The sequence below is a fragment of the Enterobacter sp. JBIWA003 genome, from assembly GCF_019968825.1.
GTDB lineage: Bacteria > Pseudomonadota > Gammaproteobacteria > Enterobacterales > Enterobacteriaceae > Enterobacter > Enterobacter quasiroggenkampii.
Genome location: NZ_CP074170.1, coordinates 2188928 through 2212915, shown reverse-complemented (window position 1 = coordinate 2212915; position 23988 = coordinate 2188928). Strand labels below are relative to the sequence as shown.

Here is a 23988-nt window from a genome sequence, read left to right as displayed (position 1 = left end):
AAAGGGGCGCTGCAGCCCCTCCACGCCAGCCCCTTAATGCGCAGTAATGCGCGGCTCCTTCACAAACTCAGCCAGCAGCCACACCATATCGTGCAGCAGGCCCGTCAGCTCTTTCGCTACCTGAGCGGGTAGCGTTCCCCCCATAACGGCTTGCGTCAGCGCCAGAACATAGTCCACCTGCGTTAAGGTGTCCTGCCAGCAGTCGGGCACGCAGGAGTTGATTTTCTCACCCATGATCAACTGTTCAATCAGGTATGGCGGAAGATCGACATCACAGAGTTCACGCAGCCTGCGCAGAGCCTGAAGGAGACGCTCGCACAGCGCAGTACGGCTCGCGACATCATCGGTTTCGACCAGCACGCTCACCAGCGCGGCGCAGTTGTCGGCGACGTCAAAGAGATCGGCATCGGCCGGAAGCGGCCGGGAGAAAAGTTGCAGAATGACGTTTTCGTCAGATGGAAGGTAAGTCAGGGTTGGGATAGTCGCCATCGTAAGGCATCCTCAGTGTATAAATTGGGTGAACCACCCGATGAGTTCCTACGCTCGAGGGGGTAGCGCTGACAGAGGTAGGAATACCGCCCACAGAGAAAACGGCCAGCCTTGCGGCTGCTCCGTCAGCGCCACCGCAATTTTAACGAGATCGGCGCTGTCGCGACATATAAATATCGCTCTGTATATGCGGGTTCCTACGCCCGGTTGCGGATGTGCCGCAACGCAGGCACTTTACGACCGCGCCCCGTAGAGGAAAAGACATAACGCTGAATTTCATAAGGTTACTTTGCGGTTTGCGATGCGCCTTCCAGAATGACAACGCTGCCCTAAATTTTAAGGGTATCAATCACCGCTCTCGCTGGGCTTTGACTCCCGGCAGTCCTTCAACCGCAGCTTTAAGCGTCAGTATGGTCAGGCGCCTGGGGCATGGCGGCTAAGTATTGGCTGTCGTGAAACGTTAACCGAACGTTTTTAGGGTCAACGAACTTACCGTCGGCGGTAACATAGGCGCAATTCACCACTTCTCCACTTTCTTTGTCTGTTAACGCAATATGCGGTGCGTCGTGCAGTATGTTTTTATGACCCCACTCCATCAAAGAGAAAAGAATCGGCGCAAGGCTGCGGCTTTTGGCGGTGAGAACATACTCATACCGTTCACGCGCCCCTTCTTCCTGATAAGGGATTTTGCAAAGCAGGCCGAGTTCAGTCATTTTTTTTAACCGGTTCGCCAGCGTCTGCCTGGTGATTTTTGTATGATCACGTATTGTTTCAAAGCGTGTTACCCCATAAAACGCCTCTCTCAGAATCAACAAAACCCATTGATCGCCAAGAAGCTCAGCGGCCGCCGCTAACCCACAAAGCTCAGGTAATAAGTACGGTAATGATTTATTTTTTGACATCTCTTCGTTTGCCTCGTAACCTGAGTATGATTTAAAGACTCAGTTATTTAAGGAGAATACAATGCCCTTCGTAAATGTGCAAACCATTAAAGGAATTATGAATTCGGAGCAAAAAAAAGAACTGCTACGTCGTATGACTGACCTTATTGTTGAAATTGAGGGAAACGGCGATCCTGAATTCCGGCGTTCAGTATGGATCCGTATTGACGAGCATGAACCGGAACAGTGGAGTCTTGGGGGAATACAGCCCACATCTGAAATGATTGCTGCAAAATTTGCCTCACCACAGCGGTCCTGATTTATTTTTAGTCATAGCTCACCGGCGAGCAGTTTGAATGTCCGCTCTCGTGATGTTATGCAGCCCTAAATTTTCAGCGTATCGATCACAGCCCTCAGGGCAGGCGACACGTTGCGGTGCGGATAATAGAGATACAGCCCGTCCATGCGCAGGCTATAGCGCTGCAACACCCGGATAAGCGTTCCACGCTCCAGATCGTCAGCCACCAGCTCCACCGGGACATAGGCCAGCCCAAGCCCCAGCCGGGCGGCCTCGGCTTCCATGTAGCTGTCAGACAGCGCCCATTGCCCCTCTGGCCGATGGGTGATTTTTTTCCCGTCCTGCACCAGTTCCCACTGATAGTCACTACCGTCGGCAAACTGGTAGGCAATGCACGGATGCGCCACTAAATCCGCAGGCGTCAGGGGAAAACCGTAGCGTCTGAAGTGTTCCGGGGCAGCCACTGCGGCCATTTCCATATCAGGCGTGATACGCACGGCAATCATTCCCTGCCCCACTTCCGGCCCCAGTCTGACACCCGCATCGAACCGCTCGGCGATAATGTCGACGAAGCGGCTTTCATTCATCAGTTCCAGCCTGATGTCCGGGTAACGCTGTTTAAAAATGGCGAGCTTTGGCAGAAGACATTTATCGATAGCGTGCTGGCTGGCATTAATACGCACCGTGCCGGACGGCGTCTGACGATAGTGTGCCAGGGTCGCCAGACCCGTATCGAGCGTATCGAATGCAGACTCGGCGGTCTGATAAAGCTGTTCCCCGGCATGGGTGAGCGAGAGCTTGCGCGTGGTGCGGACCAGAAGTTGAACGCCCAATCGCTCTTCCAGCTCGCGGACCGAGCGGCTGATCCCGGATTGCGCCAGTCCAAGCCGCTGCGCAGCCGCCGTGAAGCTCCCCTCCCGTACCACCTGCATGAACAGGTACAGCTCATTATAGTTTTCACGTTTCGCCATCATCCCCACCAATTTATAACAATATGATATGAATTCTAGCAGCTTTCGCCCTCTAATCAGCACTATTTCTGCTAACTATAATGACCGCAACACAACAACCCAGGGTTCATTTCTATGAAAACATTTACCCAAAAACTGTCCGTTGCGATGCTGCTATGTGCATCATTAAGTGGAGTGACAACAATGAGTTATGCAGAAACCACCAACCCAAACGCGCCTGTTTCGATGGTGAGCACATGGGATAAAACCTTCGCCGAAAGTGACAAAGTCGATCACCGTAAAGTGTCCTTCCAGAACCGATACGGGATCACTTTGGTAGGCGATCTGTATCTTCCCAAAAACCGCGGCGACCGCAAGCTGGCGGCGATTGCGGTCAGCGGGCCATTTGGCGCGGTCAAAGAGCAGTCCAGCGGCCTGTATGCGCAAACCCTGGCAGAAAATGGGTTTGTGACCCTGGCGTTCGATCCGTCCTATACGGGCGAAAGCGGTGGCCAGCCGCGCAACGTAGCGTCTCCGGATATCAACACCGAAGACTTTAGTGCGGCGGTGGACTTCCTCGGGTTGCAGAAAGAGGTTGATCGTAACCGCATTGGTATTCTCGGCATCTGCGGCTGGGGCGGTATGGCGCTCAACGCAGCATCCATGGACACCCGCGTGAAGGCGGTCGCCACCAGCGTGATGTATGACATGAGCCGGGCGATGGGCCACGGCGTGGGCGACGGGAAAGATCGCTATTCAACGTCTGACCGCCGTGCCGTTCTGCAGTATCTGAACGCACAGCGCTGGAAAGATGCTGAGAACGGTACCTTCGCGCACGGCGGCCATGACATTTATGTCGATGAGAACGGCAAGGTGACGGCAGCTGAACGTATTCTGCCGGAGGCGTTACCTGACAACCCGAATCCGGTACTCAAAGAGTTCTTTGACTACTACCGTATGCCGCGCGGCTTCCATGCGCGCTCCGTCAACTCCACCGGCGCGTGGACCGCGACCACGCCATTATCATTTATGAATATGCCGCTGCTGAGCTACGCCGGGGAAATTACTATCCCAACGCTTATCGTAACCGGTGAAAAGGCACACTCCCGCTACTTTGCTGAAGATGCGTTTAAAGCGGTCGGCAGCAAGCAGAAGGAACTGGTGATTGTTCCGGGCGCAAACCATGTCGATCTCTACGATAATGCTGCCGGGAAGATCCCCTTCGGCCAGTTTGAGCAGTTCTTCAAAACCAACCTGAAATAAACCTCTACGCCACCTGCCCTATACGGGTGGCTCTTTGTGAAATCTGACTATGTCTACACTGAGCCGCACCACATCACAGAACACAGAGCATGCACACTGGAGTGGCGTTTTTGCCATGACCCTGTGCGTATTTGTCCTGATTGCCTCGGAATTTATGCCCGTCAGCCTGCTTACCCCCCTTGCCAGAGATTTGGGCGTTACGGAGGGTCTCGCTGGCCAGGGGATCGCGATTTCCGGCGCGCTGGCGGTGCTGACCAGCCTCTTCCTTTCCCGGCTTGCCGGGAATATAAACCGCAAACACCTTCTTCTGGGCATGACGCTCCTGATGGCGCTCTCGGGGATGATTATCGCTTTCGCCCCAAACTATCTGGTTTACATGACAGGCCGCGCGCTGATCGGTATCGCTATAGGCGGGTTCTGGTCCATGTCTGCCGCAACGGCCATTCGCCTTGTTCCGCCGCATGAGGTTGCGCGCGCGCTGGCCATTTTCAACGGCGGTAACGCGCTGGCAACGGTGGTGGCCGCCCCGCTTGGCAGCTATCTTGGGGCCACTATTGGCTGGCGCGGCGCATTTCTTTGTCTGGTGCCCGTGGCGATAGTCGCGTTCATCTGGCAGTGTTTAAGCCTGCCTGACATGAACGCGCGTAAAAACGGTACATCACGAGGAAGTGTTTTTCGGTTATTCCGCCAGCCTGCCGTTTCCGTTGGTCTGCTGGCCTGCGGCCTGTTCTTTATGGGGCAGTTTGTGCTGTTTACCTATCTGCGCCCGTTCCTTGAAACCGTCACCCGGGTGAGCGGAGCCGGGCTGTCGCTGATTTTGCTCACCATAGGCGTTGCGGGTTTTGTGGGCACCCTTTTCGTTGCCCTGGTGCTTAATGCCGCGTTTTACATAACGCTGATCGCGATCCCTCTACTGATGGCGGCCATCGCAGTCGCGTTGATTCTCGCCGGGCATAACGTGTGGATTGTGGCCCTGCTGTCAGGCCTATGGGGGATGCTGGCAACATCAGCGCCGACGGGGTGGTGGACGTGGATTGCGCGAACGCTGCCGAAGGATGCTGAAGCCGGCGGTGGACTGATGGTCGCGGTGATCCAGCTCGCCATTGCGCTCGGTTCAACGGCGGGCGGTATAGCGTTCGATCGTTATAGCTGGCAGAGCACGTTTGCCCTGAGTGGCATCGTGCTCATCTGTGCGGCAGCGCTAACGTTTCTGCTTTCGCGTCTTCACAAATAACGCACCGGATGATTTTTTGACGCTTTTCTTCACCGTTCGTGTATTGTTTTTAAACAATAACATCCCTTAAAGGACACCTGCGCAATGATCAGCATCCTCGGCAAAACCACCTCCATCAACGTTCGTAAAGTACTCTGGACCTGCGAAGAAGCGGGCATCGCGTATCAACAGGAAGATTACGGCAGCGGTTTCGCCTCGACGGAAACGGATGCCTTCCGCGCCCTGAACCCCAACGCCATGGTGCCGGTGCTGATTGACGGTGATTTCGTGCTGTGGGAGTCCAATTCCATCTGCCGTTATCTGGCGCGCAAGGCCGAACGTCACGATCTGCTGCCCGCAGAACCGCAGGCCTGTGCCAACGTTGAGCGCTGGATGGACTGGCAGGCCACTGAATTTAACAACGCCTGGCGCTATGTCTTCCCGGCGCTGGGGCGTAAAAACCCGGACTTTAACGACCCCGAGCGCATTGCGGCAGGAATCAAAGAGTGGAACCATTGCATCACCATCTTGGAAAACCAGTTACAGCGCACCGGGGCCTTTGCGGCGGGCAAGACGTTTACCCTCGCGGACGTGGTGCTTGGGCTGTCGGTGAATCGCTGGAAAATGACGCCGTTTGATAAGCCAGACGTGCCCGCCATTGAGGCCTGGTTCGAGCGCCTTAACCAGCGTCCGGCATTTTTGCGTCACGGCAATAACGGCATGGTGTAAATCTTAATGACTGAATGAATACCGCAACGAGGCTGTTTTTTTTAATTACGAAACCCTGATTGTCGTCAGACGGAATAATAATTAAGCCATATCCTGGACAGCCCGTTGCACCGCTTTGCTAGCCTGAATAGTCAGGCAAAGCTCAACCCGGAGGTATTCTTGCTGATTAAACTCAAGAAAGAACGAACGCATCAGGAGGATCGCCGGCTTGCTCTCTGGCTGGCGACCTCAGCAGGTTTGCTGAACGCCATCGCCCTCGGGGCATTTGGCTTTTTCCCCTCACACATGACCGGCAACACCTCACAATTATCCAGTGAAGTTTCTTCTACCGATCTGAGCGATATTATTTTCTTCGGCTCGATAATTCTCTCTTTTGTGGCTGGCGCCATTATTGCGCGCACGATTGTGATATGGGGAATTATCCATAACATCAGGCTGGTTTTTTGCCAGATCCTTTTTGTCGAGGGGATATTACTGACCGGCGTTTCTTTCTACGAAATGTATTTCCATGCGCTCACCAGCAATCGCGAGATTATTCTTTTTCTCTGCTTTCTGATGGGCATTCATAATTCCACCTCCACACAGCTTTCCGGCGGACGGGTAAGATCGACGCACATTACCGGCACGCTAACGGACGCGGGGATTTCCCTGGCCTCCGTAATGGTGGCGATGCTGCGCCGGGATTACTCCAAAGATACGGCGGCGCAAAAAAGTCAGCTAAAAACCCACTTAACCACCCTGTTTTCGTTCATTACGGGCGGTATTGCGGGGCTGCTGCTGTTCAGATGGATTGGCTTCAACGCCATGCTGGCGCTGGGGTTGATGCTCGCGGTTGTCGCCACCGTCTCAATTATCACCGTCTCGTCGCGGGTTCGACGGGTTCGCGCTGGCGTCTGAGGGTTGCAACTGCCCCAGCAGGCGCTGCATGTTGTCATCACAGGTGATGCCCTCCGGCCTGTGGGTGATACTCGTGACCAGGTCCAGCAGCTCCCTTCGGTTTTCCTCCAGCTGCTTCTGCATCGCCTCTATTTCAGCAATGCGTGTCTTCAGGGACTGGATCAGTCCCTCATGATCCCAGCGCTGTTGCGGCTGCGGCAAGAAGCGCCGTATTTGCTCAAGGGTGAACCCGGTCCGTTGCGCATTGTCGATAATGTTCAGCAGCGCAACCGCATCAGCGGAATAGGTACGGTACCCGTTCCCCTGCCTGACGGGTCGCGGCAGTAAGCCTTCCGCCTCATAAAACCGAATGCGCGACGGGGTAATTCCCGTCATTTTCGACAGCTCGCCAATTTTCATTTCGTCCGCTCTGGCATATTGACCTTAAAGTTAACTTTAAGCTTAAACTTTTTATGCGGTCAACCGGATCGTCATCTCATCAGGAGCTAAAATGCACACTATTCTGGGCGCCAGCGGGCAAATTGCCCGTGAACTTGCCCGCGAGCTTAAACGCGAATATACCGACGAGATCAGGCTGGTCAGCCGACATCCGCAGAAAGTCAACGCCAGCGATAGCACGGTTGCAGCCGATCTCCTGGATGCGCAGCAGACGCAGGTGGCGATTAACGGTAGCGATACGGTCTATTTTACCGCCGGTCTGCCACCTGATTCCACGCTGTGGGAGCGTCATTTTCCGACCATGCTGGACAATGCCCTGGAGGCCACGCGTAAGGCGGGGGCAAAATTCGTCTATTTCGACAACACCTATATGTACCCCCAGAATAACGTGCCGCAAACCGAAGAGACGCGCTTTGCGCCCCGGGGGCGGAAAGGCCACGTGCGCGCCCTGATGGCAAACCGGGTGCTTGACGAAATGCAACGGGGCGACATTCCCGTCCTCATCGGTCGGGCCCCGGAGTTTTACGGGCCTGAGAAAACGCAGAGCTTCACCAATACGCTCATTATCGACAGGCTGAAGCAGCATAAGCGTCCGCGCGTTCCGGTACGTGACGACACGCTTCGCACCCTCATCTGGACGCCGGATGCCAGTCGCGCGCTCGCTCTGCTGGGCAATACCCCTGAGGCCTACGGGCAGACGTGGCACTTGCCCTGCTGCGATGAAAGGCTGACGTACCAGCAGTTCGTCACTCTCGCCTGTGAGGTCTTTGGACAGCCAACGGACTACTCCGTCCTCGGCAAGTTGGCCTTCGCCGCGACGGCGCTGTTTTCGCAAGGCGCGCGCGAAATGCGCGAGCTGTTGCCCCGGTACGAGGCTGACAACCTGTTTGATTCGACGAAGTTTAAAGAGCATTTCCCTGCGTTCACCGTTACGTCATACCGGAAGGGACTCGAGAACATCTGGCAAGAGTGGAAATCAAAAGAGCCCGGTGCAGCGTAATTACGGCGCCGCGTCACCGGGAATGCGGTGTATTATTCGTGACAACGTCACATTCAAATCTCTTCTTTAGGACTATTCTGCCCGCCCCACAATCAGGCCTTACGCCATAAGGCCTGACCTGAGGTTGCCACTAGTTTCATAGGGTTACTGATTTTCCCCCTTCGCTGGAACCCTTCCCAAACGCTTGCTATAGGTCATCTACCCCTGCCGAAACATGGCATAACAACAGGCAACCAGTGGTTGCTATAACGCATGCGCACAGGGAGACACACCGCAATGCACCCATTACTCAAACGTTCGCTGCTGTTTGTCGGCGCTATTATCGTGGTCCTCGCCCTCCTCGTCTGGGGGATCGGGCTGGAGACCATCAAAGCGCGTCGGGTTGACCTGATCTATCTCGGGCAACAGCATATGATTCTGGTTTTCTCATCGATGTTCTTTGCCCTGCTGGTGGGTATTCCGGCGGGTATTCTGCTGAGCCGCCCGGCCGCGCGGGGTATCGCTGAATATGTGATGCAAATCTTCAACGTCGGCAATACGCTGCCGCCCCTGGCCGTGCTGGCCCTGGCGATGGTGGTGATCGGCATCGGCGATACGCCCGCCATCATCGCCCTGTTCCTCGCCTCGCTGTTGCCGATCGTGCGTAATACCTATGCCGGGCTGTGCTCGGTCCCGCCGTCGCTGCTGGAAGCGGCAAACGGCATCGGGATGACCAAATGGCAGCGTCTGCGCCAGGTTGAGCTGCCTGCCGCCTGGCCGGTTATGCTCTCAGGGATCCGCATCGCCACCGCCATTAACGTCGGTACCGCACCGCTGGCGTTCCTGATTGGTGCCAGCAGCTACGGCGAGCTGATTTTCCCCGGCATTTATCTGAACGATTTCCCGACCCTGATCCTCGGCGCGGCGGCCACTGCTCTGTTCGCCCTGATCCTCGATACCCTGCTGGCGGCGCTGGGTCGCGTGATGAGTCCCCATCTCGCTCGATAACAATAACAAGGAGCTTTTATGAGACTGTTTTCCGGCCTGACGGCGCTGTGTGCCGCGGCGCTGTTCACCAGCCAGGCGATGGCGGCCCCGCTGATTCTGGCAACCAAGAGCTTTACCGAGCAGCATATTCTCTCGGCGATGACCGTGCAGTACCTGCAAAAGAAAGGATTCCAGGTTCAGCCGCAAACCAATATCGCCACGGTGATTTCCCGTAACGCGATGATCAACAAGCAGATTGACATGACCTGGGAGTACACCGGCACGTCATTAATCATCTTTAACCACATCAACAAGCGCATGTCGCCAGAGGAATCTTACGAGACGGTGAAACGCCTGGACGCGAAGCACGGTCTGGTCTGGCTCAAGCCCGCCGACATGAACAACACCTATGCGTTCGCCATGCAGCGCAAGCGCGCCGAGGCGGAACATATCAACACCATGTCGGAGATGGTGGCAAAGATTGAGCAGATCCGTAAAACCAACCCGGACAAAAACTGGCTGCTGGGCTTAGACCTTGAATTTGCCGGGCGCAGCGACGGCATGAAGCCGCTTCAGGCCGCCTATAAGATGGACCTGGACCGTCCGCAGATTCGTCAGATGGACCCCGGCCTGGTCTATAACGCGGTGCGCGACGGCTTCGTCGACGCCGGGCTGATTTATACCACCGACGGGCGCGTGAAGGGCTTCGACCTCAAGGTGCTGGAGGATGATAAAGGCTTCTTCCCGAGCTATGCGGTCACCCCGGTGGTCCGCAAGGACACGCTGGAGGCCAATCCGGGCCTGGAAGAGGCGCTGAACACCCTCTCTGCCCAGCTCAATAACGACGTTATCACCGAACTGAACAAGAAGGTTGATATCGACCATCAGTCACCGCAGCAGGTCGCCCGTGATTTCCTGCGTAGCAAACAGCTGCTGTAGGAGGCGCTATGGAGACGATTCACTACATTCTGGACAACTGGGACTACCTGTTAACCCTGACGCTGCAGCATCTGTGGCTGGTGGCGCTGGCCGTGGGCTTAGCCATTCTCATCGGCGTACCGCTCGGCATTCTGATTGTTCGCCACAAGTGGCTGGCAACGCCGGTGCTGGGGATTGCCACCATCGTGCTGACCATTCCGTCCATTGCGCTGTTTGGCCTGATGATCCCGCTGTTTTCGCTGATCGGTCAGGGGATTGGTGCCCTGCCCGCGATCACGGCGGTGTTTCTCTACTCGCTGCTACCGATTGTGCGTAACACCCATACGGCGCTCGACAGCCTGCCGCCTGGCCTGCGTGAAGCCGGACGCGGCATCGGCATGACCTTCTGGCAGCGCCTGCGCTGGGTCGAAATCCCGATGGCGCTGCCGGTGATTTTCGGCGGGATCCGCACCGCCGTGGTGATGAACATCGGCGTGATGGCGATTGCCGCGGTGATCGGCGCGGGCGGCCTGGGCCTGCTGCTGCTCAACGGCATCGGCGGAAGTGATATCCGCATGTTGATCGCGGGCGCGCTGATGATTTGTCTTTTAGCGATTGTGCTCGACTGGCTGCTGCACCGTCTGCAGGTGGTTCTGACTCCAAAGGGGATTCGATAATGATAAAACTGGAAAATCTCACCAAACACTTTTCACAGAAGCACGGCCAGACCTTTAAGGCCGTCGACAACGTCAACCTGAACGTACCCGAAGGGGAAATGTGCGTCCTGCTCGGCCCGTCCGGCTGCGGGAAGACCACAACCCTGAAGATGATCAACCGCCTCATTACCCCAAGCAGCGGGACGATCCTGATTAACGGTGAAGACACCAGCGGGATGGACACCGTCACCCTGCGCCGCAACATCGGCTACGTGATCCAGCAGATTGGCCTGTTCCCGAACATGACTATTGAAGAGAACATCACCGTCGTACCGCGCATGCTGGGCTGGGATAAAGCACGCTGTAAAACCCGCGCCGAAGAGCTGATGGATATGGTGGCGCTGGATCCGCATAAGTTCCTCAATCGCTATCCGCGTGAGATGTCCGGCGGTCAGCAGCAGCGCATCGGCGTGATCCGCGCCCTGGCGGCGGATCCTCCGGTACTGCTGATGGATGAACCCTTCGGCGCGGTGGACCCGATTAACCGCGAGGTGATCCAGAACCAGTTCCTGGAGATGCAGCGCAAGCTGAAAAAAACCGTCATGCTGGTGAGCCACGATATCGACGAAGCCCTGAAGCTCGGCGACCGTATTGCGGTGTTCCGTCAGGGGAAAATCGTGCAGTGCGCCAGCCCGGACGAACTGCTGGCGAAACCGGCGAACGAGTTTGTCGGCTCGTTTGTCGGTCAGGACCGCACCCTGAAGCGCCTGCTGCTGGTCTCGGCGGGCGACGTCACCGACCAGCAGCCGACCATTACGGTGCGGGGCTCTACTCCGCTCCCTGAAGCCTTTGCGACCATGGATGATAACGATATTCGCGCGATCACCGTAGTTGACGAACACGGCAAACCACTGGGCTTTGTGAAGCGTCGCGAAGCGCGTAACGCCAGCGGAACCTGCGCCGACATCCTGCATCCGTTCCGCATGACCGGCAAAGCGGAAGACAACCTGCGTGTGGTCCTGTCACGCCTGTATGAGAGCAACACCAGCTGGATGCCGATCGTGGATGAGGACGGTCGCTACAACGGCGAGATTTCTCAGGACTATATTGCCGAGTATCTCAGTTCAGGGCGTACGCGCCGGGCGCTGAATATTCATAGCGACAGCTAACCTTTCTGGCCGGGCATCGCCCGGCTTTTCGCACGCATACCTTTTGCTAACCCCGCGATTTCCCGCCACAATATTGTATCGTCCCCGTTTATTCGCGACCCATGCAACGTCTTCATACGTACCCCGACATCCGCGCGATGTTTCGTCGACTGCTGATTGCCACCGTCACCGGCGTGCTGGCCGCGCTGGCCGTTGCAGTATTCCGCCACAGCATGTACCTGCTGGAGTGGCTGCTTCTCAGCAACGACAGCGGCAGCCTGGTGAATGCCGCCGCCTCGCTCTCACCCTGGCGGCGCGCGCTGACGCCCGCGCTGGGCGGGCTGGCTGCCGGACTGTTGCTCTGGGGATGGCAACGGCTGACCGCCCAGCGGCCTCATGCCCCCACCGATTATATGGAAGCGCTGGAGACCGGCGACGGCCAGTTTGATTACGGCGCCAGCCTGGTGAAATCCCTTGCCTCGCTGCTGGTCGTGGCCAGCGGAAGCGCCATCGGGCGTGAAGGGGCGATGATCCTGCTTGCTGCCCTCGCCGCCTCCTTTTTTGCCCGGCGCTTTACGCCCAAATCCGAATGGAAGTTATGGATCGCCTGCGGCGCCGCGGCCGGGATGGCCAGCGCCTACCACGCTCCGTTAGCCGGAAGCCTTTTCATTGCGGAGATTCTGTTTGGCACCCTGATGCTGGCCTCGCTCGGGCCCGTGGTTATCGCGGCGGTGGTGGTGCTTCTCACCACGCAGCTCCTGGCACCGGGTGCCGGCACGCTCTACGCGGTCCACCTGAGCGGCATCCTCACCGCGGCCGATTATGCCCTGCTGGTCGCGATGGGGCTGGTGGCGGGTCTCTGCGGGCCACTGCTGATGTGGCTGATGGCGTTCAGCCACGGTCTTTTCCTGCGCCTCAAACTTTCGCCGCCGTGGCAGCTGGCGCTCGGCGGTGCGATCGTCGGGCTGCTATCTCTTCTGACGCCGAAGGTGTGGGGGAACGGCTACAGCGTGGTGCAGGCTTTTCTGCTCGCGCCGCCGCTGCTGTCGGTGATTGCCGGGGTGTTCATCTGTAAATTGCTGGCAGTACTGGCGAGCAGCGGGTCGGGCTCGCCGGGCGGCGTGTTCACGCCGACGCTGTTTGTTGGCATGGCGACAGGCATGCTGTTTGCACAGCTTTTCGCGCTGTGGCTGCCGGGTTCTGAGACGGCAATTTTGCTGGGGCTGGCAGGGATGGCAACGCTACTCGCCGCGACCACGCACGCGCCCATTATGTCGGCGCTGATGGTCTGTGAAATGACCGGACAGTATTTTTTACTGCCCGGTTTGCTGGTCGCCTGCGTGCTGGCGTCCGTGCTGTCGCGGACGTTACGCCACGACTCTGTCTACGGTCAACACGCCACCGAGGGCAGAGAGATCGATGTACTGCGCTAGGTCGCGCTGCTCGGCACGAGGCAGATAAGGCAGTTCACCCACCAGCGGTCCGGGCAGTTTAGCGCTCAGCACGTCGATGATCTCCGCATAGTGCGCGAGGCCCGGGTTGATGCGGTTGGCCACCCAGCCCATCAGCGGCAGGCCGTCATTGGCAATCGCCTGCGCCGTCAGCAGCGCGTGGTTGATGCACCCTTCCTGGATCCCCACCACCATCACCACCGGAAGCTGTTCCTGCACCACCCATTCCGACAGCGGGCGCAGGTCGTTCATCAGGCTGCGCCAGCCGCCCGTCCCTTCGACCACCACGTGATCCACCTTCTCGCTCAGGTTCGCCAGGCCGTCGGACAACAGGGGATAGTTAATCAGGCCGCTGTGCGCCACGCTGCTCTCCTCTTCGCTTAACGCGATGGGATTGACCGCATGATAAGGCAACTCCAGTGACGAGACGCTTTGCAGCACCAGGGCGTCTTTATTACGCAATCCCTCTGGCGTCTCTTTACTCCCTTTTGCGACCGGTTTGTACCCTGCCACGCGTTTACCGCTTGCTGCCAGCGCCTGCAGCAATGCGCGGGATACGACGGTCTTGCCGACAGAGGTATCAGTACCAGTAACAAAGAAACGCTTAAGCATGACTCACTCCACCTCTTGGGTATGCTTCGAAAATATAAACCAGGTAAATAATTCAGTGGAGGAAGTCTACGGGATGCGTGCGCTACCCGGCTTGAGATAGCGCAATTTTTCTTACATCTGCGGAAAAGAGTTAGCCCTGTAACAGGCGGATCAACAGCGAACCGTTATACATGGCATCTTTGACCAGCGCCGCGCCGGCCATCGTGCCCTGATTGGAAAACTGGGTGCTTTCTACCGCAATGTTCCGGCTGTAGGCGGGAAGCGACTGCTGCTGAATACAGGCGGTAATCGCCGGGAAAAGGATCTCCGCCGCCTGGCTGAGCGGTGAGCCAATGAGGATTTTTTGCGGGTTGAAGAGGTTCACCATAATTGCCAGAATGCGGCCAACGTTATTCCCCACCCCGGTAATAATGTCCTTCGCCAGCAGATCGCCCTGACGCGCGGCGGCGCAAAGAGAATCCACCGTTAAGGGTTGTCCGTGCAGCGAGGAGCTCATGGACTGGCTGAGCCTGACCTGCGCCAGCTCCAGCACGCTTTCCACGCTGGCAATGGTCTCCAGACAGCCGTGGTTGCCGCAGTAGCAGCGCTTGCCGTACGGGTCGACCTGGGTGTGGCCAATTTCCACCAGGCTGCTGCTTCCGGCGTGGAGAAGACGTCCGTCGGTGATCACCCCCGCCCCGACGTTATGATCGATAACCACCTGAATCACATCCCGCGCGCCGCGGGACGCGCCGAAGAGCGCCTCCGCCATCGTCCAGGCGCTGATGTCATGCTGAATGTAGACCGGCACGCCGGTATGGTTTTTCAGCACCTCTCCCAGCGGCATCTCTTTGACATCGTCATAAAACGGCATGCGGTGGACAATACCATTTTCGGTATCAATAATGCCCGGCATGGTGATGGCAATCGCCGTTAAGCGTTCAAGCTTCTGCTGATGGCGGATAAAGAAGCGATCGATGTGCGAGACAATCGCCTCGAGGAGCGATTCCTCGGCGTTGAGCGGCAGTTCAAGACGGTCCTCTACCACCAGCTTGCTGCTCAGATCGCGCAGCGCAAGGAAGATCTCGCCGCGGCTGATGCGCAGCGACAGGTAGTGCCAGGCTTCCGTCTCCACCACCAGCCCAACTGCCGGACGGCCACGGCTGCCCGGCTCCTGAATTTCCGTCTCCTGAACCAGGTGCGCTTCCAGCATCTCGCGGACAATCTTGGTGATACTGGCGGGTGCCAGCTGTGCCAGGCGCGAAAGATCGATACGCGAAACCGGACCAAGCTGATCGATCAGGCGATATACCGCGCCAGCGTTGGTCTGCTTAATCTGATCAATGTGCCCAGGCTGACTATCAGCGACCACCTCGTACTCCCTTATTTTCGAGCTTCGAAATAAACTGTTGGCTATGGTGAAGCACTTGCATGGCTGCCGTCAAATATTTACTTAGCCATGTGATTTACTGCACATTTTTGACCACTTTTCCCTGAAAATAGCCCCCGGCGGAGGCGTTCATCAACTGCTGTTTGAAGCGCTGTGCGGCATGGCTCTGTTCGCGATGTTTTGCCCAGACCAGCCACATCTCTGAAACGGCATCCCCTTCGGCGATGGTCACCCAGCGCATTTCGCGCAATTGTACCCGTTTAAAGGAGGCTGGAAGAATAGAGACGCCCAGCCCGGCGGCGACCAGCCCGATAATGGTCATCGCCTCCCCGACTTCCTGGGTAATGACCGGGGCAAGATCGTAGCGGCGCATCAGCCCCAGGATATCGTCATACAGACCCGTTCCGACCTGCGGATCAAAAAAGACAAACGGCTCTTTTGCCAGCTCTGCCAGCGACACCGTCGGACGCGACGCCAGCGGGTGATCGTGTGGGATCATGGCCATCAGCGGCTCGCGCAGGATCACCTCCCACGCCAGCGAGTCCGGCAGTTGGGTATTACGCATCAGGCCCAAATCCAGCGAACCTTCATTTAGCGGCGCAATCTGCTCGCGGGTATTGATCTCGCGCGTCTGAATATGAACATCCGGGAAATGGCGGCGGAATGACGACAGCGTTTCCGAGACGGCACTGATAAACGGCGCTGACGAGGTAAACCCGATGCGCAGCTCTCCGGCCTCCCCGAGATACAGCCGTTCTGCCCGAGCGGCGGCGTCCTCAACCATGCTCAGAATTTGTCGGCTGTCGATGAGAAATTGCTTGCCCGCCGCCGTCAGGCTCACGCTGCGGTTGGTGCGGGCCAGCAGGCGCGCGCCGACCTGCTGCTCCAGGATCTGAATCTGCTGGCTTAACGGCGGTTGAGAGATATTCAGCCGTGCTGCCGCGCGGCCAAAATGCAGCTCTTCGGCGACGGCGACAAAATAGCGAAGATGACGCAGCTCGATATTCATATTTCTAAAGTATCATTTGAGATTATTAATATATTAGACAGAATATTTACATTTTCCTACCCTGAAGAGGTGGTCATACCCGTCACCAGAAATCACGGGGATGTTTAAGCAAGGAAACTGTGTGAGTCGTACAACTACCATTGATATCGATCCGGCAAGCGACATCAATGATTTACCTGCAACATCGCAGCCGGTTCAGTTCATTAAACGTGGTACCCCCCAATTTATGCGCGTCACGCTGGCGCTCTTTTCCGCCGGTCTGGCCACCTTCGCCCTGCTCTATTGCGTTCAGCCGATCCTGCCCGTGCTCTCCCATGAGTTTGGCGTATCGCCTGCCAGCAGCAGCGTTTCACTCTCCATTTCTACCGGGATGCTGGCGATTGGCCTGCTCTTTACCGGCCCTCTTTCCGACGCCATTGGGCGTAAACCGGTGATGGTAACCGCGCTGATGCTGGCTTCGGTCTGTACGCTACTCTCGACCATGATGACCAGCTGGCACGGCATTCTGGTGATGCGCGCGCTGATCGGACTCTCGCTCAGCGGCGTGGCGGCGGTCGGGATGACCTACCTCAGCGAGGAGATCCACCCGAGCTTTGTTGCCTTCTCTATGGGGCTATACATCAGCGGGAACTCGATTGGCGGGATGAGCGGACGTCTGCTGAGCGGGGTATTCACTGACTTCTTTAGCTGGCGGATTGCGCTGGCGGTCATCGGCTGTTTCGCGCTGGCATCTGCCCTTATGTTCTGGAAAATTCTGCCGGAATCGCGTCATTTCCGCCCGACATCGCTGCGCCCGAAAACGCTGTTTATCAACTTCCGTCTGCACTGGCGCGACAAGGGGCTGCCGCGCCTGTTCCTGACCGGCTTCCTGCTGATGGGCGCCTTCGTCACGCTGTTTAACTATATTGGCTATCGCCTGATGCTCTCACCGTGGCATCTGAACCAGGCTATTGTCGGTTTACTCTCGGTGGCTTATTTGACCGGTACGTGGAGTTCACCGAAGGCCGGGGCGATGACCGCACGCTATGGACGCGGCCCGGTCATGCTGTTCTTCACGGCGGTGATGCTGGTCGGCCTGCTGCTGACGCTCTTCTCCTCCCTGTGGCTGATTTTTGCCGGCATGCTGCTCTTTTCCGCGGGGTTCTTCGCCGCCCACTCGGTCGCCAGCAGCTGGATTGGCCCGCGCGCGCGTCGCGCCAAAGGTCAGGCATCGTCTCTTTATCTGTTTAGCTATTACCTGGGGTCCAGCATCGCCGGGACGCTCGGCGGCGTGTTCTGGCATAACTACGGCTGGAACGGCGTGGGCGGGTTTATCGCGCTGATGCTCTGTGCCGCACTGCTGGTGGGCGCAAGTCTTCATAAACGTCTGAAATAATATGCTTGCGGGCGGATGTCCGTTTCCCGAAAAACGGCACCAGCGTACTGGTGCCGTTTTTCGTTCAGGAATCCCAGGCCTGTTCTATCTTACCGGCTTCAAACTGCGGAGGCGGTTTTCGGAAACGGCGCGTGAGCCATGTCAGGTAAAGGATCCCCAGTGCCGCCCAAATGAGGCCAAGCGTCAGGGACGTCGCTTCGAGGTTTATCCACAGTACGCCGACCGTGACGGCACCAATGAGCGGCAGCAGGAGATAGTGGAACCGATCTTTCCACGTTTTGTTCAGCCCCTTACGCCGCCAGAAATGGTTGTACACCGAGAGATTAACAAACGTAAACGCCACCAGCGCGCCAAAGTTGATCAGCGCCGTTGCGGTCACGAGATCAAAGTACAGGGCCGACAGCGCCACTATCCCAACCATAATGACGTTCAGGGCCGGCGTACGCCATTTCGGATGCACGTAGCCAAACACCCGTTCCGGAAAGACGTTGTCACGTCCCATCACATACAGTAAGCGCGAGACGCTGGCGTGCGAGGCCAGGCCTGAAGCGAGCGTATTCACAAACGTGGTACACAGAAACACCGACTGGAAGAGCTTGCCGCCCACGTACAGCGCGATTTCCGGCAGCGCGGCGTCCGGGTTCTTGAAGCGGGCGATCGTCGGGAAAAAGAGCTGCATGAAAAACGAGGCAACAATGAATATCAGCCCGCCATACAAAGCGGTGAGGAAAATGGCTTTTGGGATCACCCGCGCCGCATTTGGCGTCTCTTCCGACAGCGTGGTGACCGCGTCAAAGCCGAGGAAAGAGAAGCAGACGATAGTCGCGCCGGTAATAATCGGGATCAGGTGCGCGTTCTCGCTGATAAACGGCTGGAGCGACCAGACGGTGCCGACGCCCTCCCCCTTGTGCAGGCCGTGTACCACGAGGATGATAAATACCACCATGATGGCGATCTGCACCAGCACAAACAGGGTGTTGAAGTTGGCGACCAGATTCACGCTCTTCAGGTTCGCCAGCGTCAGGATCGTCACAAACCCCACCACCCAGACCCACGGCGGAACTTCAGGGAACAACGCGGAAAGGTAGATCTTCGCCAGCAGCACGTTAATCATCGGCAGGAAGAGATAGTCCAGCAGCGATGACCAGCCGACCATAAAGCCTAAGTGGGGGCCGATCGATTTCTGCGTGTAGGTATATGCGGAGCCCGCTTCCGGGAACTGCCGTACCAGTTTGCCGTAGCTAATGGCGGTAAACATGACGCCAGCCAGCGCCAGGAGATACGAGGCGGGCACGTGGCCGTTGCTGATGTAGTGCGCCCCAAAAGTTAGACACCAGATCAAAAACTGAGGGCGCATGGCAAAATTTTCATTGGAATTCAAAAAGGAAGTGTCAGAGAAGTATCTGGAAGATGAGTTGAGTCTGAAATCTGTAGCCAGGATGTACGACATAAGCCCTTGCACGGTAAGAAAATGGGCTTATGCCTACCGGGAGCATGGGATCGGTGTGCTTACGGGTAAAAAGGGACGCTACTCTGCTGATTTCAAACTTATGGTAGTAAAAGAAGTTGTGGATGATGGCTTCTCTGTTCGTGAAACTGCGGTAAAACATGGGATACCAGCCTTTGGTACTGTATGTACCTGGCTTGAAAAATATAGAAAACATGGCGAGGATGCTTTCACCCGAAAAAATCAAAAGATCATCCCAGTGCCAGATAAAAGCATCACGCCAGTCCCACCACAGCCAGCATTAACCGATGTTGAGCGAGAGGAACTTGAACAACTCAGGGTCGAGAATGCCTACTTAAAAAAGCTGAAGGCCTTGGTTCAGCAGAAAACATGCTCAGCGCCCAGGAAAAAGTGAGCATTGTAAGTGAACTAAGGCAGGAATGGCCATTGTCCCGATTGTTAATCGTTGCTGGGCTGCCCCGGAGTACATTTTACTATCATGTAAAACGTCTTGCGGCTCCGGACCGATACCAGTCTGCCAGAGCGCTTGTGCTGAAAATTTATCACCAGCACAAAGGTCGCTATGGTTACAGACGCATCAGGCTGGCATGTCGTAACGAGGGGGTTTTACTTAATGGCAAAACCGTTAGAAAACTCATGAAGGAACTGGGTATTAGCAGCCTGATTCGCGTCAAAAAGTACCGTTCATATAAAGGAGAACAAGGACGAATTTGCGATAATCTCCTGAAACGCCAGTTTGACGCAGAACGCCCCAACGAGAAGTGGGTCACAGATGTCACTGAGTTTAAAGTGAATGGCAAAAAGCTGTATTTGTCGCCCATCATGGATCTTTATAATGGCGAAATCATTGCTTATAACCTCGCTAACCGCCCTCTACCTTCAATGGTGCAGACTATGCTCACGGATGCGCTGAAACAGTTGCCGAAAGACGAACACCCAATATTGCACAGCGATCAAGGCTGGCAATATCAGATGTCACGCTGGCAACGATGGTTAAAAGATAGTGGCATCGCCCAGAGTATGTCTCGTCGGGGAAATTGCCTTGATAATGCAGTGATAGAGAGTTTTTTTGGAACATTGAAATCAGAATGTTATTACCTCAATGAATATAAAAATGTGGATGACTTAAAGCGAGACATTATCGATTACATTGATTATTATAACCAATTGAGGATAAAGGAAAAACTTGGCGGTCTTAGTCCGGTACAATATCGATTGAGTCAGGCTGCATAAGTTGTCCAAGATCTGGGGCGCAGATCACTGATACCGGACACAATGCCGAAGGTATCAAACACGGTCATGGGGGTGAGGTAAGCCAGCCCCATCATGACCACCTGCCAGAGCTTGAGGGAACTGCGCAGCCGGGTTCTTCCGGCCATGCGCGGCGAGTCAAGAGAGGTGTTAGTCGCCATAAACCATCCCCCCCATGCTTACCGTGGTTTGCAATCGCGCTGTCCTTAACGCAAACCTGCTTAGCAAAGGGGGAAGTTGTAAAGAACACACGCGATCGTACCAGCGCACCGTCTCTGGCTCGCACTCACAGCAGGTGCCTGACTGGCCCCCTTCGCCCTGCGGATAGTTGAACATCTGCATCATTTCCTACCTCGTCACACAGTGTCGTTAAGAAAATCCCTGTGCCGCCTGCGCTCCATAACGCGACTCCCGGGAGATAGCTGGCGTGCCAGCAAACAGTTAGGCCAGGCTCCGCGCAGGCCGTTTGGTGATACGTATGAGATGGAACAAAGCGGCCCCTTACCGGGGCACGTCATCAGGCGTTTTTGAGCATCCACTCAATTTCAGTTTCGGTAATCAGGCGTTCAAACTGCAGTAATTCATCATTTTTGCAGGCGTGATAGACGTGGCAGAAACGTTCGCCCAGCCGCTCGCGAAGGCTATCGTTTTGCATAAATTCCCACAGCGCATCGCTCTGACGAATCGGGAACGGCAGTCCGTCCTGCTCCAGACCATTGCCTTCCACTTCTTCCTGCAGGGGCAAATCGTTATCCAGCCCATGTAAAATACCGGCAAAAATCGCCGCCATCACCAGATACGGATTCGCGTCAGCGCCCGCCACCCGGTACTCGACCCGATGGTTATGGCGATCGCCGCAGGGGATACGCAGAGCAACGGTGCGATTATTGTGTCCCCATGACGCCTGCGTCGGCACGTACATTCCCGGCTGGAAACGGCGGTAGGAGTTAACGTTCGGTGCCAGCAGCGCCATGGATGCAGGCATCAGATCGATCATCCCGGCCAGCGCGCGTTTCAGCAGCGCGGAATCCTCGCCGTTGGCGTCCGCGAGCACGTTTTCGCCTCGGTTGTTTTGCATGCTGATGTGGATATGCATCCCGCTGCCCGCATGCTCTTCATACGGCTTTGCCATAAACGTGGCGTGCATCTTATGTTTTTCCGCCATCTGCCTGACGAGACGTTTTAGCGCCAGCGCATCGTCGCAGGCATCAAGCACGTTTTCCGTATGGTGCAGGTTAATCTCAAACTGGCCCGGAGAGGCCTCAGCCACAGCCCCGTCGGCGGGGATCAGCTGCAGCTGCGCCAGTTCGTCAATGTCATTCAGCACGTCAGCAAAATGGTTAAGATTATCAACCGAGTAGACCTGACTCTGCGTGTTGCGCACGTCGGTGCCCGGCGCACAGGGTGGCTGCAGGTAGCCGTCGGCATCGCGTTTACGGTCAAGTAAATAGAACTCCAGCTCTACCGCTACCACGGGGAACAGACCGCGCTGGCGCAGCTGCTGCCAGAGTCGGTTGAGTACGTTCCGCGGCTCAACGTCAAAGGGAGCGCCATCTTCATCGACCATGGTGAGTTGCACCTGACCAATGTATTCCGGGTCGGCGGCGGACGGCGTCAGGGTACCCGGTACCGGCACGCAGATGCAGTCCGGCTCGCCGAGCTCCTGCCCCAGGCCCGCCTCTTCCACGACGTTACCTAAAATGTCCATGGCGAAAACCGATGCCGGGAAATAGCAGCCTTTTTCAAGCTTGCTCAGTCCGGCAACCGGGATGCGTTTGCCGCGAAAACAGCCGTTCAGGTCGGTCAGGAGGACATCAATAAACTGGGTGTCAGGATACTTTTCTAAATAGCGCTTCACTTCCTGCGTAAAGGCGCTGCCCCGCCTCTCATCCGTGTGCTGCACAAAGTTCTCAACTTCTACGATATTGGTTTCCATGATTTACCACCGTTTTTGGATTTGCGTTCGCTGCTCTGGACTGTCAAATATAATGTCCACCCTATGGAATCTGTATGCAAATAAATTGTTTGTCAAATGTTAAATTAAGTTTGCAAAAGGCAGATCGCGTTGCTAGATTGAGAAAATATTGAACGAAAAGGCCGTTTTGCAGGCGATAATGGCCTAAATTTAGTCCACTTTGTGAGGGCGATCATGGAAAATATAATGAACAAGCCAGTTATTGGCGTGGTGATGTGTAGAAACAGGCTTAAGGGTCATGAGACCCAGACCCTGCAAGAAAAGTACCTGAATGCCATTATTAACGCGGGAGGCTTACCGATTGCTTTACCGCATGCGCTGGCAGAGCCAGAGCTCCTTACCGCTCTGCTCCCAACCCTCGACGGGATTTACCTGCCGGGCAGCCCAAGTAATGTGCAGCCGCACCTTTATGGTGAAAACGGCGATGAGCCTAACGCCGATCCCGGGCGAGATCTTCTGAGTATGGCGCTGATTGCCGCCGCGCTCGAAAGGCGCATCCCCATTTTCGCCATCTGCCGGGGGCTGCAGGAACTGGTTGTTGCAACGGGAGGGACGCTGTATCGCCGCCTGTTCGAGCAGAACGACCTGCTCGAGCACCGGGAAGATCCTGAACTGCCGGTTGAGCTACAATACGCCCCGTCTCATGAAGTTCAGGTTCAGGAGGGAGGACTGCTGTCTCAATTAATACCAGGCTGTAACACATTTTGGGTAAACTCGTTACACGGGCAAGGTGCACGGACGTTAGGACCACGGCTTCGCGTGGAGGCCCGCTCGACGGACGGGCTGGTCGAAGCGGTCAGCGTTCATGACCACCCTTTTGCCCTCGGTGTGCAATGGCACCCCGAATGGAACAGCAGCGAGTACGCCCTGTCACGTATGTTGTTTGAAGGTTTTATCACCGCCTGTCAAAGCCACATTGCTGAGAAGCAGCGGCTTTGACCACTACCGTAAAGGAAATGCAACTATGAGCGATGACGGACTGGCGCCAGGGAAACGTCTGTCTGAGATCCGCCAACAGCTGGGTCTCTCGCAGCGGCGTGCCGCCGAACTGTCTGGGTTAACACACAGTGCCATCAGCACCATTGAGCAGGATAAAGTCAGTCCTGCCATCAGTACGCTACAGAAGCTGCTGAAAGTTTATGGGCTGTCGCTCTCGGAATTCTTTTCGGAACCGGAAAAACCTGATGAACCGCAGGTGGTTATTAATCAGGAAGACCTTATCGAAATAGGCAGTCAGGGGGTTTCGATGAAGCTGGTTCATAACGGAAATCCGAACCGTACGCTGGCGATGATTTTTGAAACTTACCAGCCTGGAACCACGACCGGAGAGAGGATCAAACACCAGGGTGAGGAGATCGGTACGATACTGGAAGGTGAAATATTGTTAACCATTAATGGCCAGCAATATCACCTGGTTGCGGGGCAGAGCTATGCCATCAATACCGGCATACCACACAGCTTCAGCAACACCTCGGCAGGCATCTGCCGCATTATCAGTGCCCACACCCCTACCACGTTCTAATTACCACTCAGTCCCGGCGTAAGCGCGCTTACGCCGGGAAATATAAAAACGATCGCTGTCGGCATTTAACGGGTTAATTCCCGGGACGCCCCACGGCTTCGTATTGCCTG

23 protein-coding genes and 2 pseudogenes are annotated in these 23988 nt (G+C 56.2%); 15 read left to right on the top strand and 10 right to left on the bottom strand.

Annotated elements, in window-relative coordinates; all coding sequences use genetic code 11:
- Nucleotides 1-33: 33 nt before the first annotated feature.
- Both KGP25_RS10600 and KGP25_RS10590 read right to left on the bottom strand, forming a co-directional pair.
- Nucleotides 34-489: a hypothetical protein gene (locus tag KGP25_RS10600; protein WP_223540394.1), complete on the bottom strand. Its 456-nt coding sequence runs from the start codon at nucleotides 487-489 to the stop codon at nucleotides 34-36.
- 398 nt (nucleotides 490-887) lie between these two features.
- Nucleotides 888-1391 carry a helix-turn-helix domain-containing protein gene (locus KGP25_RS10590; RefSeq protein WP_223540393.1) on the bottom strand — a complete coding sequence of 168 codons (504 nt, stop codon included), beginning with the start codon at nucleotides 1389-1391 and terminating at the stop codon, nucleotides 888-890.
- Nucleotides 1392-1452: 61 nt separating this feature from the next.
- Here KGP25_RS10590 and KGP25_RS10585 point away from each other — a divergent pair, with 61 nt between their 5' ends.
- Entirely contained in the window at nucleotides 1453-1689 is a 237-nt protein-coding gene (locus KGP25_RS10585) for a tautomerase family protein (RefSeq protein WP_032674674.1), read from the top strand.
- A 65-nt stretch (nucleotides 1690-1754) separates the two neighbouring features.
- Here KGP25_RS10585 and KGP25_RS10580 read toward each other — a convergent pair whose 3' ends face one another.
- A complete protein-coding gene (locus tag KGP25_RS10580) occupies nucleotides 1755-2639 on the bottom strand; it encodes a LysR family transcriptional regulator (protein ID WP_223540552.1) in 885 nt (294 codons plus the stop codon).
- 114 nt (nucleotides 2640-2753) lie between these two features.
- Between KGP25_RS10580 and KGP25_RS10575 the strand changes: the two genes are divergently transcribed.
- The 4 genes from KGP25_RS10575 to KGP25_RS10560 all read left to right on the top strand — a co-directional run bounded on the left by KGP25_RS10575 (nucleotide 2754) and on the right by KGP25_RS10560 (nucleotide 6720).
- Nucleotides 2754-3881 carry an alpha/beta hydrolase gene (locus KGP25_RS10575; RefSeq protein WP_048222916.1) on the top strand — a complete coding sequence of 376 codons (1128 nt, stop codon included), beginning with the start codon at nucleotides 2754-2756 and terminating at the stop codon, nucleotides 3879-3881.
- A gap of 49 nt (nucleotides 3882-3930) precedes the next feature.
- Entirely contained in the window at nucleotides 3931-5115 is a 1185-nt protein-coding gene (locus KGP25_RS10570; RefSeq protein ID WP_223540392.1) for an MFS transporter, read from the top strand.
- Between the two features lie 84 nt (nucleotides 5116-5199).
- Nucleotides 5200-5823, top strand: a complete 624-nt coding sequence (locus KGP25_RS10565; RefSeq protein ID WP_223540391.1) for a glutathione S-transferase family protein — start codon at nucleotides 5200-5202, stop codon at nucleotides 5821-5823.
- A gap of 159 nt (nucleotides 5824-5982) precedes the next feature.
- A complete protein-coding gene (locus KGP25_RS10560) occupies nucleotides 5983-6720 on the top strand; it encodes a YoaK family protein (RefSeq protein ID WP_223540390.1) in 738 nt (245 codons plus the stop codon).
- Here KGP25_RS10560 and KGP25_RS10555 read toward each other — a convergent pair.
- A complete protein-coding gene (locus tag KGP25_RS10555) occupies nucleotides 6670-7119 on the bottom strand; it encodes a MerR family transcriptional regulator (RefSeq protein ID WP_045910390.1) in 450 nt (149 codons plus the stop codon). The genes KGP25_RS10560 and KGP25_RS10555 overlap by 51 nt on opposite strands.
- 91 nt (nucleotides 7120-7210) lie before the next feature.
- Here KGP25_RS10555 and KGP25_RS10550 point away from each other — a divergent pair, with 91 nt between their 5' ends.
- The 6 genes from KGP25_RS10550 (at nucleotide 7211) to clcB (ending at nucleotide 13279) form a co-directional block, all read left to right on the top strand.
- Nucleotides 7211-8158: an NAD-dependent epimerase/dehydratase family protein gene (locus KGP25_RS10550; RefSeq protein ID WP_223540389.1), complete on the top strand. Its 948-nt coding sequence runs from the start codon at nucleotides 7211-7213 to the stop codon at nucleotides 8156-8158.
- A 276-nt stretch (nucleotides 8159-8434) separates the two neighbouring features.
- Nucleotides 8435-9145 (top strand): osmoprotectant ABC transporter permease OsmY, encoded by a 711-nt coding sequence (gene osmY, locus KGP25_RS10545; protein WP_167213022.1) that lies wholly within the window; start codon nucleotides 8435-8437, stop codon nucleotides 9143-9145.
- Nucleotides 9146-9163: 18 nt separating this feature from the next.
- On the top strand, nucleotides 9164-10063 hold the full coding sequence (gene osmX, locus KGP25_RS10540) for an osmoprotectant ABC transporter substrate-binding protein OsmX (protein WP_048030685.1): 900 nt from the start codon (nucleotides 9164-9166) through the stop codon (nucleotides 10061-10063).
- 8 nt (nucleotides 10064-10071) lie between these two features.
- Nucleotides 10072-10719 carry an osmoprotectant ABC transporter permease OsmW gene (gene osmW, locus KGP25_RS10535; protein ID WP_014169860.1) on the top strand — a complete coding sequence of 216 codons (648 nt, stop codon included), beginning with the start codon at nucleotides 10072-10074 and terminating at the stop codon, nucleotides 10717-10719.
- Nucleotides 10719-11867, top strand: a complete 1149-nt coding sequence (gene osmV / locus KGP25_RS10530; RefSeq protein WP_045353850.1) for an osmoprotectant ABC transporter ATP-binding protein OsmV — start codon at nucleotides 10719-10721, stop codon at nucleotides 11865-11867. The genes osmW and osmV overlap by 1 nt, the downstream gene beginning before the upstream one ends.
- 101 nt (nucleotides 11868-11968) lie before the next feature.
- Entirely contained in the window at nucleotides 11969-13279 is a 1311-nt protein-coding gene (gene clcB, locus KGP25_RS10525; RefSeq protein WP_223540388.1) for a voltage-gated ClC-type chloride channel ClcB, read from the top strand.
- On the opposite strand, the gene bioD is transcribed toward clcB, so the two are convergent.
- The 3 genes from bioD to KGP25_RS10510 all read right to left on the bottom strand — a co-directional run bounded on the left by bioD (nucleotide 13214) and on the right by KGP25_RS10510 (nucleotide 16287).
- The gene (gene bioD / locus KGP25_RS10520) at nucleotides 13214-13909 is read right to left on the bottom strand and encodes a dethiobiotin synthase (RefSeq protein ID WP_223540387.1); all 696 of its coding nucleotides are present in this window, start codon (nucleotides 13907-13909) and stop codon (nucleotides 13214-13216) included. The two genes, clcB and bioD, sit on opposite strands and share 66 nt — an antisense overlap.
- Nucleotides 13910-14039: 130 nt before the next feature.
- A complete protein-coding gene (gene mlc / locus KGP25_RS10515; protein WP_069719339.1) occupies nucleotides 14040-15260 on the bottom strand; it encodes a sugar metabolism global transcriptional regulator Mlc in 1221 nt (406 codons plus the stop codon).
- 94 nt (nucleotides 15261-15354) lie between these two features.
- The gene (locus KGP25_RS10510) at nucleotides 15355-16287 is read right to left on the bottom strand and encodes a LysR family transcriptional regulator (protein ID WP_223540386.1); all 933 of its coding nucleotides are present in this window, start codon (nucleotides 16285-16287) and stop codon (nucleotides 15355-15357) included.
- Nucleotides 16288-16408: 121 nt separating this feature from the next.
- Between KGP25_RS10510 and KGP25_RS10505 the strand changes: the two genes are divergently transcribed.
- Complete coding sequence (locus KGP25_RS10505) at nucleotides 16409-17662, top strand: MFS transporter (RefSeq protein WP_048030688.1); 1254 nt, start codon at nucleotides 16409-16411, stop codon at nucleotides 17660-17662.
- 64 nt (nucleotides 17663-17726) lie between these two features.
- On the opposite strand, the pseudogene KGP25_RS10500 reads toward KGP25_RS10505, so the two are convergent.
- Nucleotides 17727-18971: pseudogene (locus KGP25_RS10500) on the bottom strand (APC family permease); the annotation flags it as partial.
- A gap of 46 nt (nucleotides 18972-19017) precedes the next feature.
- Between KGP25_RS10500 and KGP25_RS10495 the strand changes: the two are divergent.
- Nucleotides 19018-20363, top strand: a protein-coding gene (locus KGP25_RS10495; RefSeq protein WP_123060779.1) for an IS3 family transposase whose coding sequence is annotated in 2 segments (ribosomal slippage) — nucleotides 19018-19500 and nucleotides 19503-20363 — 1344 coding nt in all. Because the reading frame shifts where the segments join, the coding sequence is not laid out codon by codon here.
- A 23-nt stretch (nucleotides 20364-20386) separates the two neighbouring features.
- On the opposite strand, the pseudogene KGP25_RS10490 reads toward KGP25_RS10495, so the two are convergent.
- A pseudogene (locus KGP25_RS10490) lies at nucleotides 20387-20542 on the bottom strand (Putrescine importer PuuP); the annotation flags it as partial.
- A gap of 356 nt (nucleotides 20543-20898) precedes the next feature.
- Complete coding sequence (locus KGP25_RS10485) at nucleotides 20899-22317, bottom strand: glutamine synthetase family protein (protein WP_008502452.1); 1419 nt, start codon at nucleotides 22315-22317, stop codon at nucleotides 20899-20901.
- A 213-nt stretch (nucleotides 22318-22530) separates the two neighbouring features.
- Between KGP25_RS10485 and puuD the strand changes: the two genes are divergently transcribed.
- Nucleotides 22531-23295, top strand: coding sequence for a gamma-glutamyl-gamma-aminobutyrate hydrolase (gene puuD / locus KGP25_RS10480; protein WP_045910614.1), 765 nt, complete (start codon nucleotides 22531-22533; stop codon nucleotides 23293-23295).
- 25 nt (nucleotides 23296-23320) lie between these two features.
- On the top strand, nucleotides 23321-23878 hold the full coding sequence (puuR, locus tag KGP25_RS10475) for an HTH-type transcriptional regulator PuuR (protein ID WP_008502454.1): 558 nt from the start codon (nucleotides 23321-23323) through the stop codon (nucleotides 23876-23878).
- Nucleotides 23879-23988: the final 110 nt, after the last annotated feature.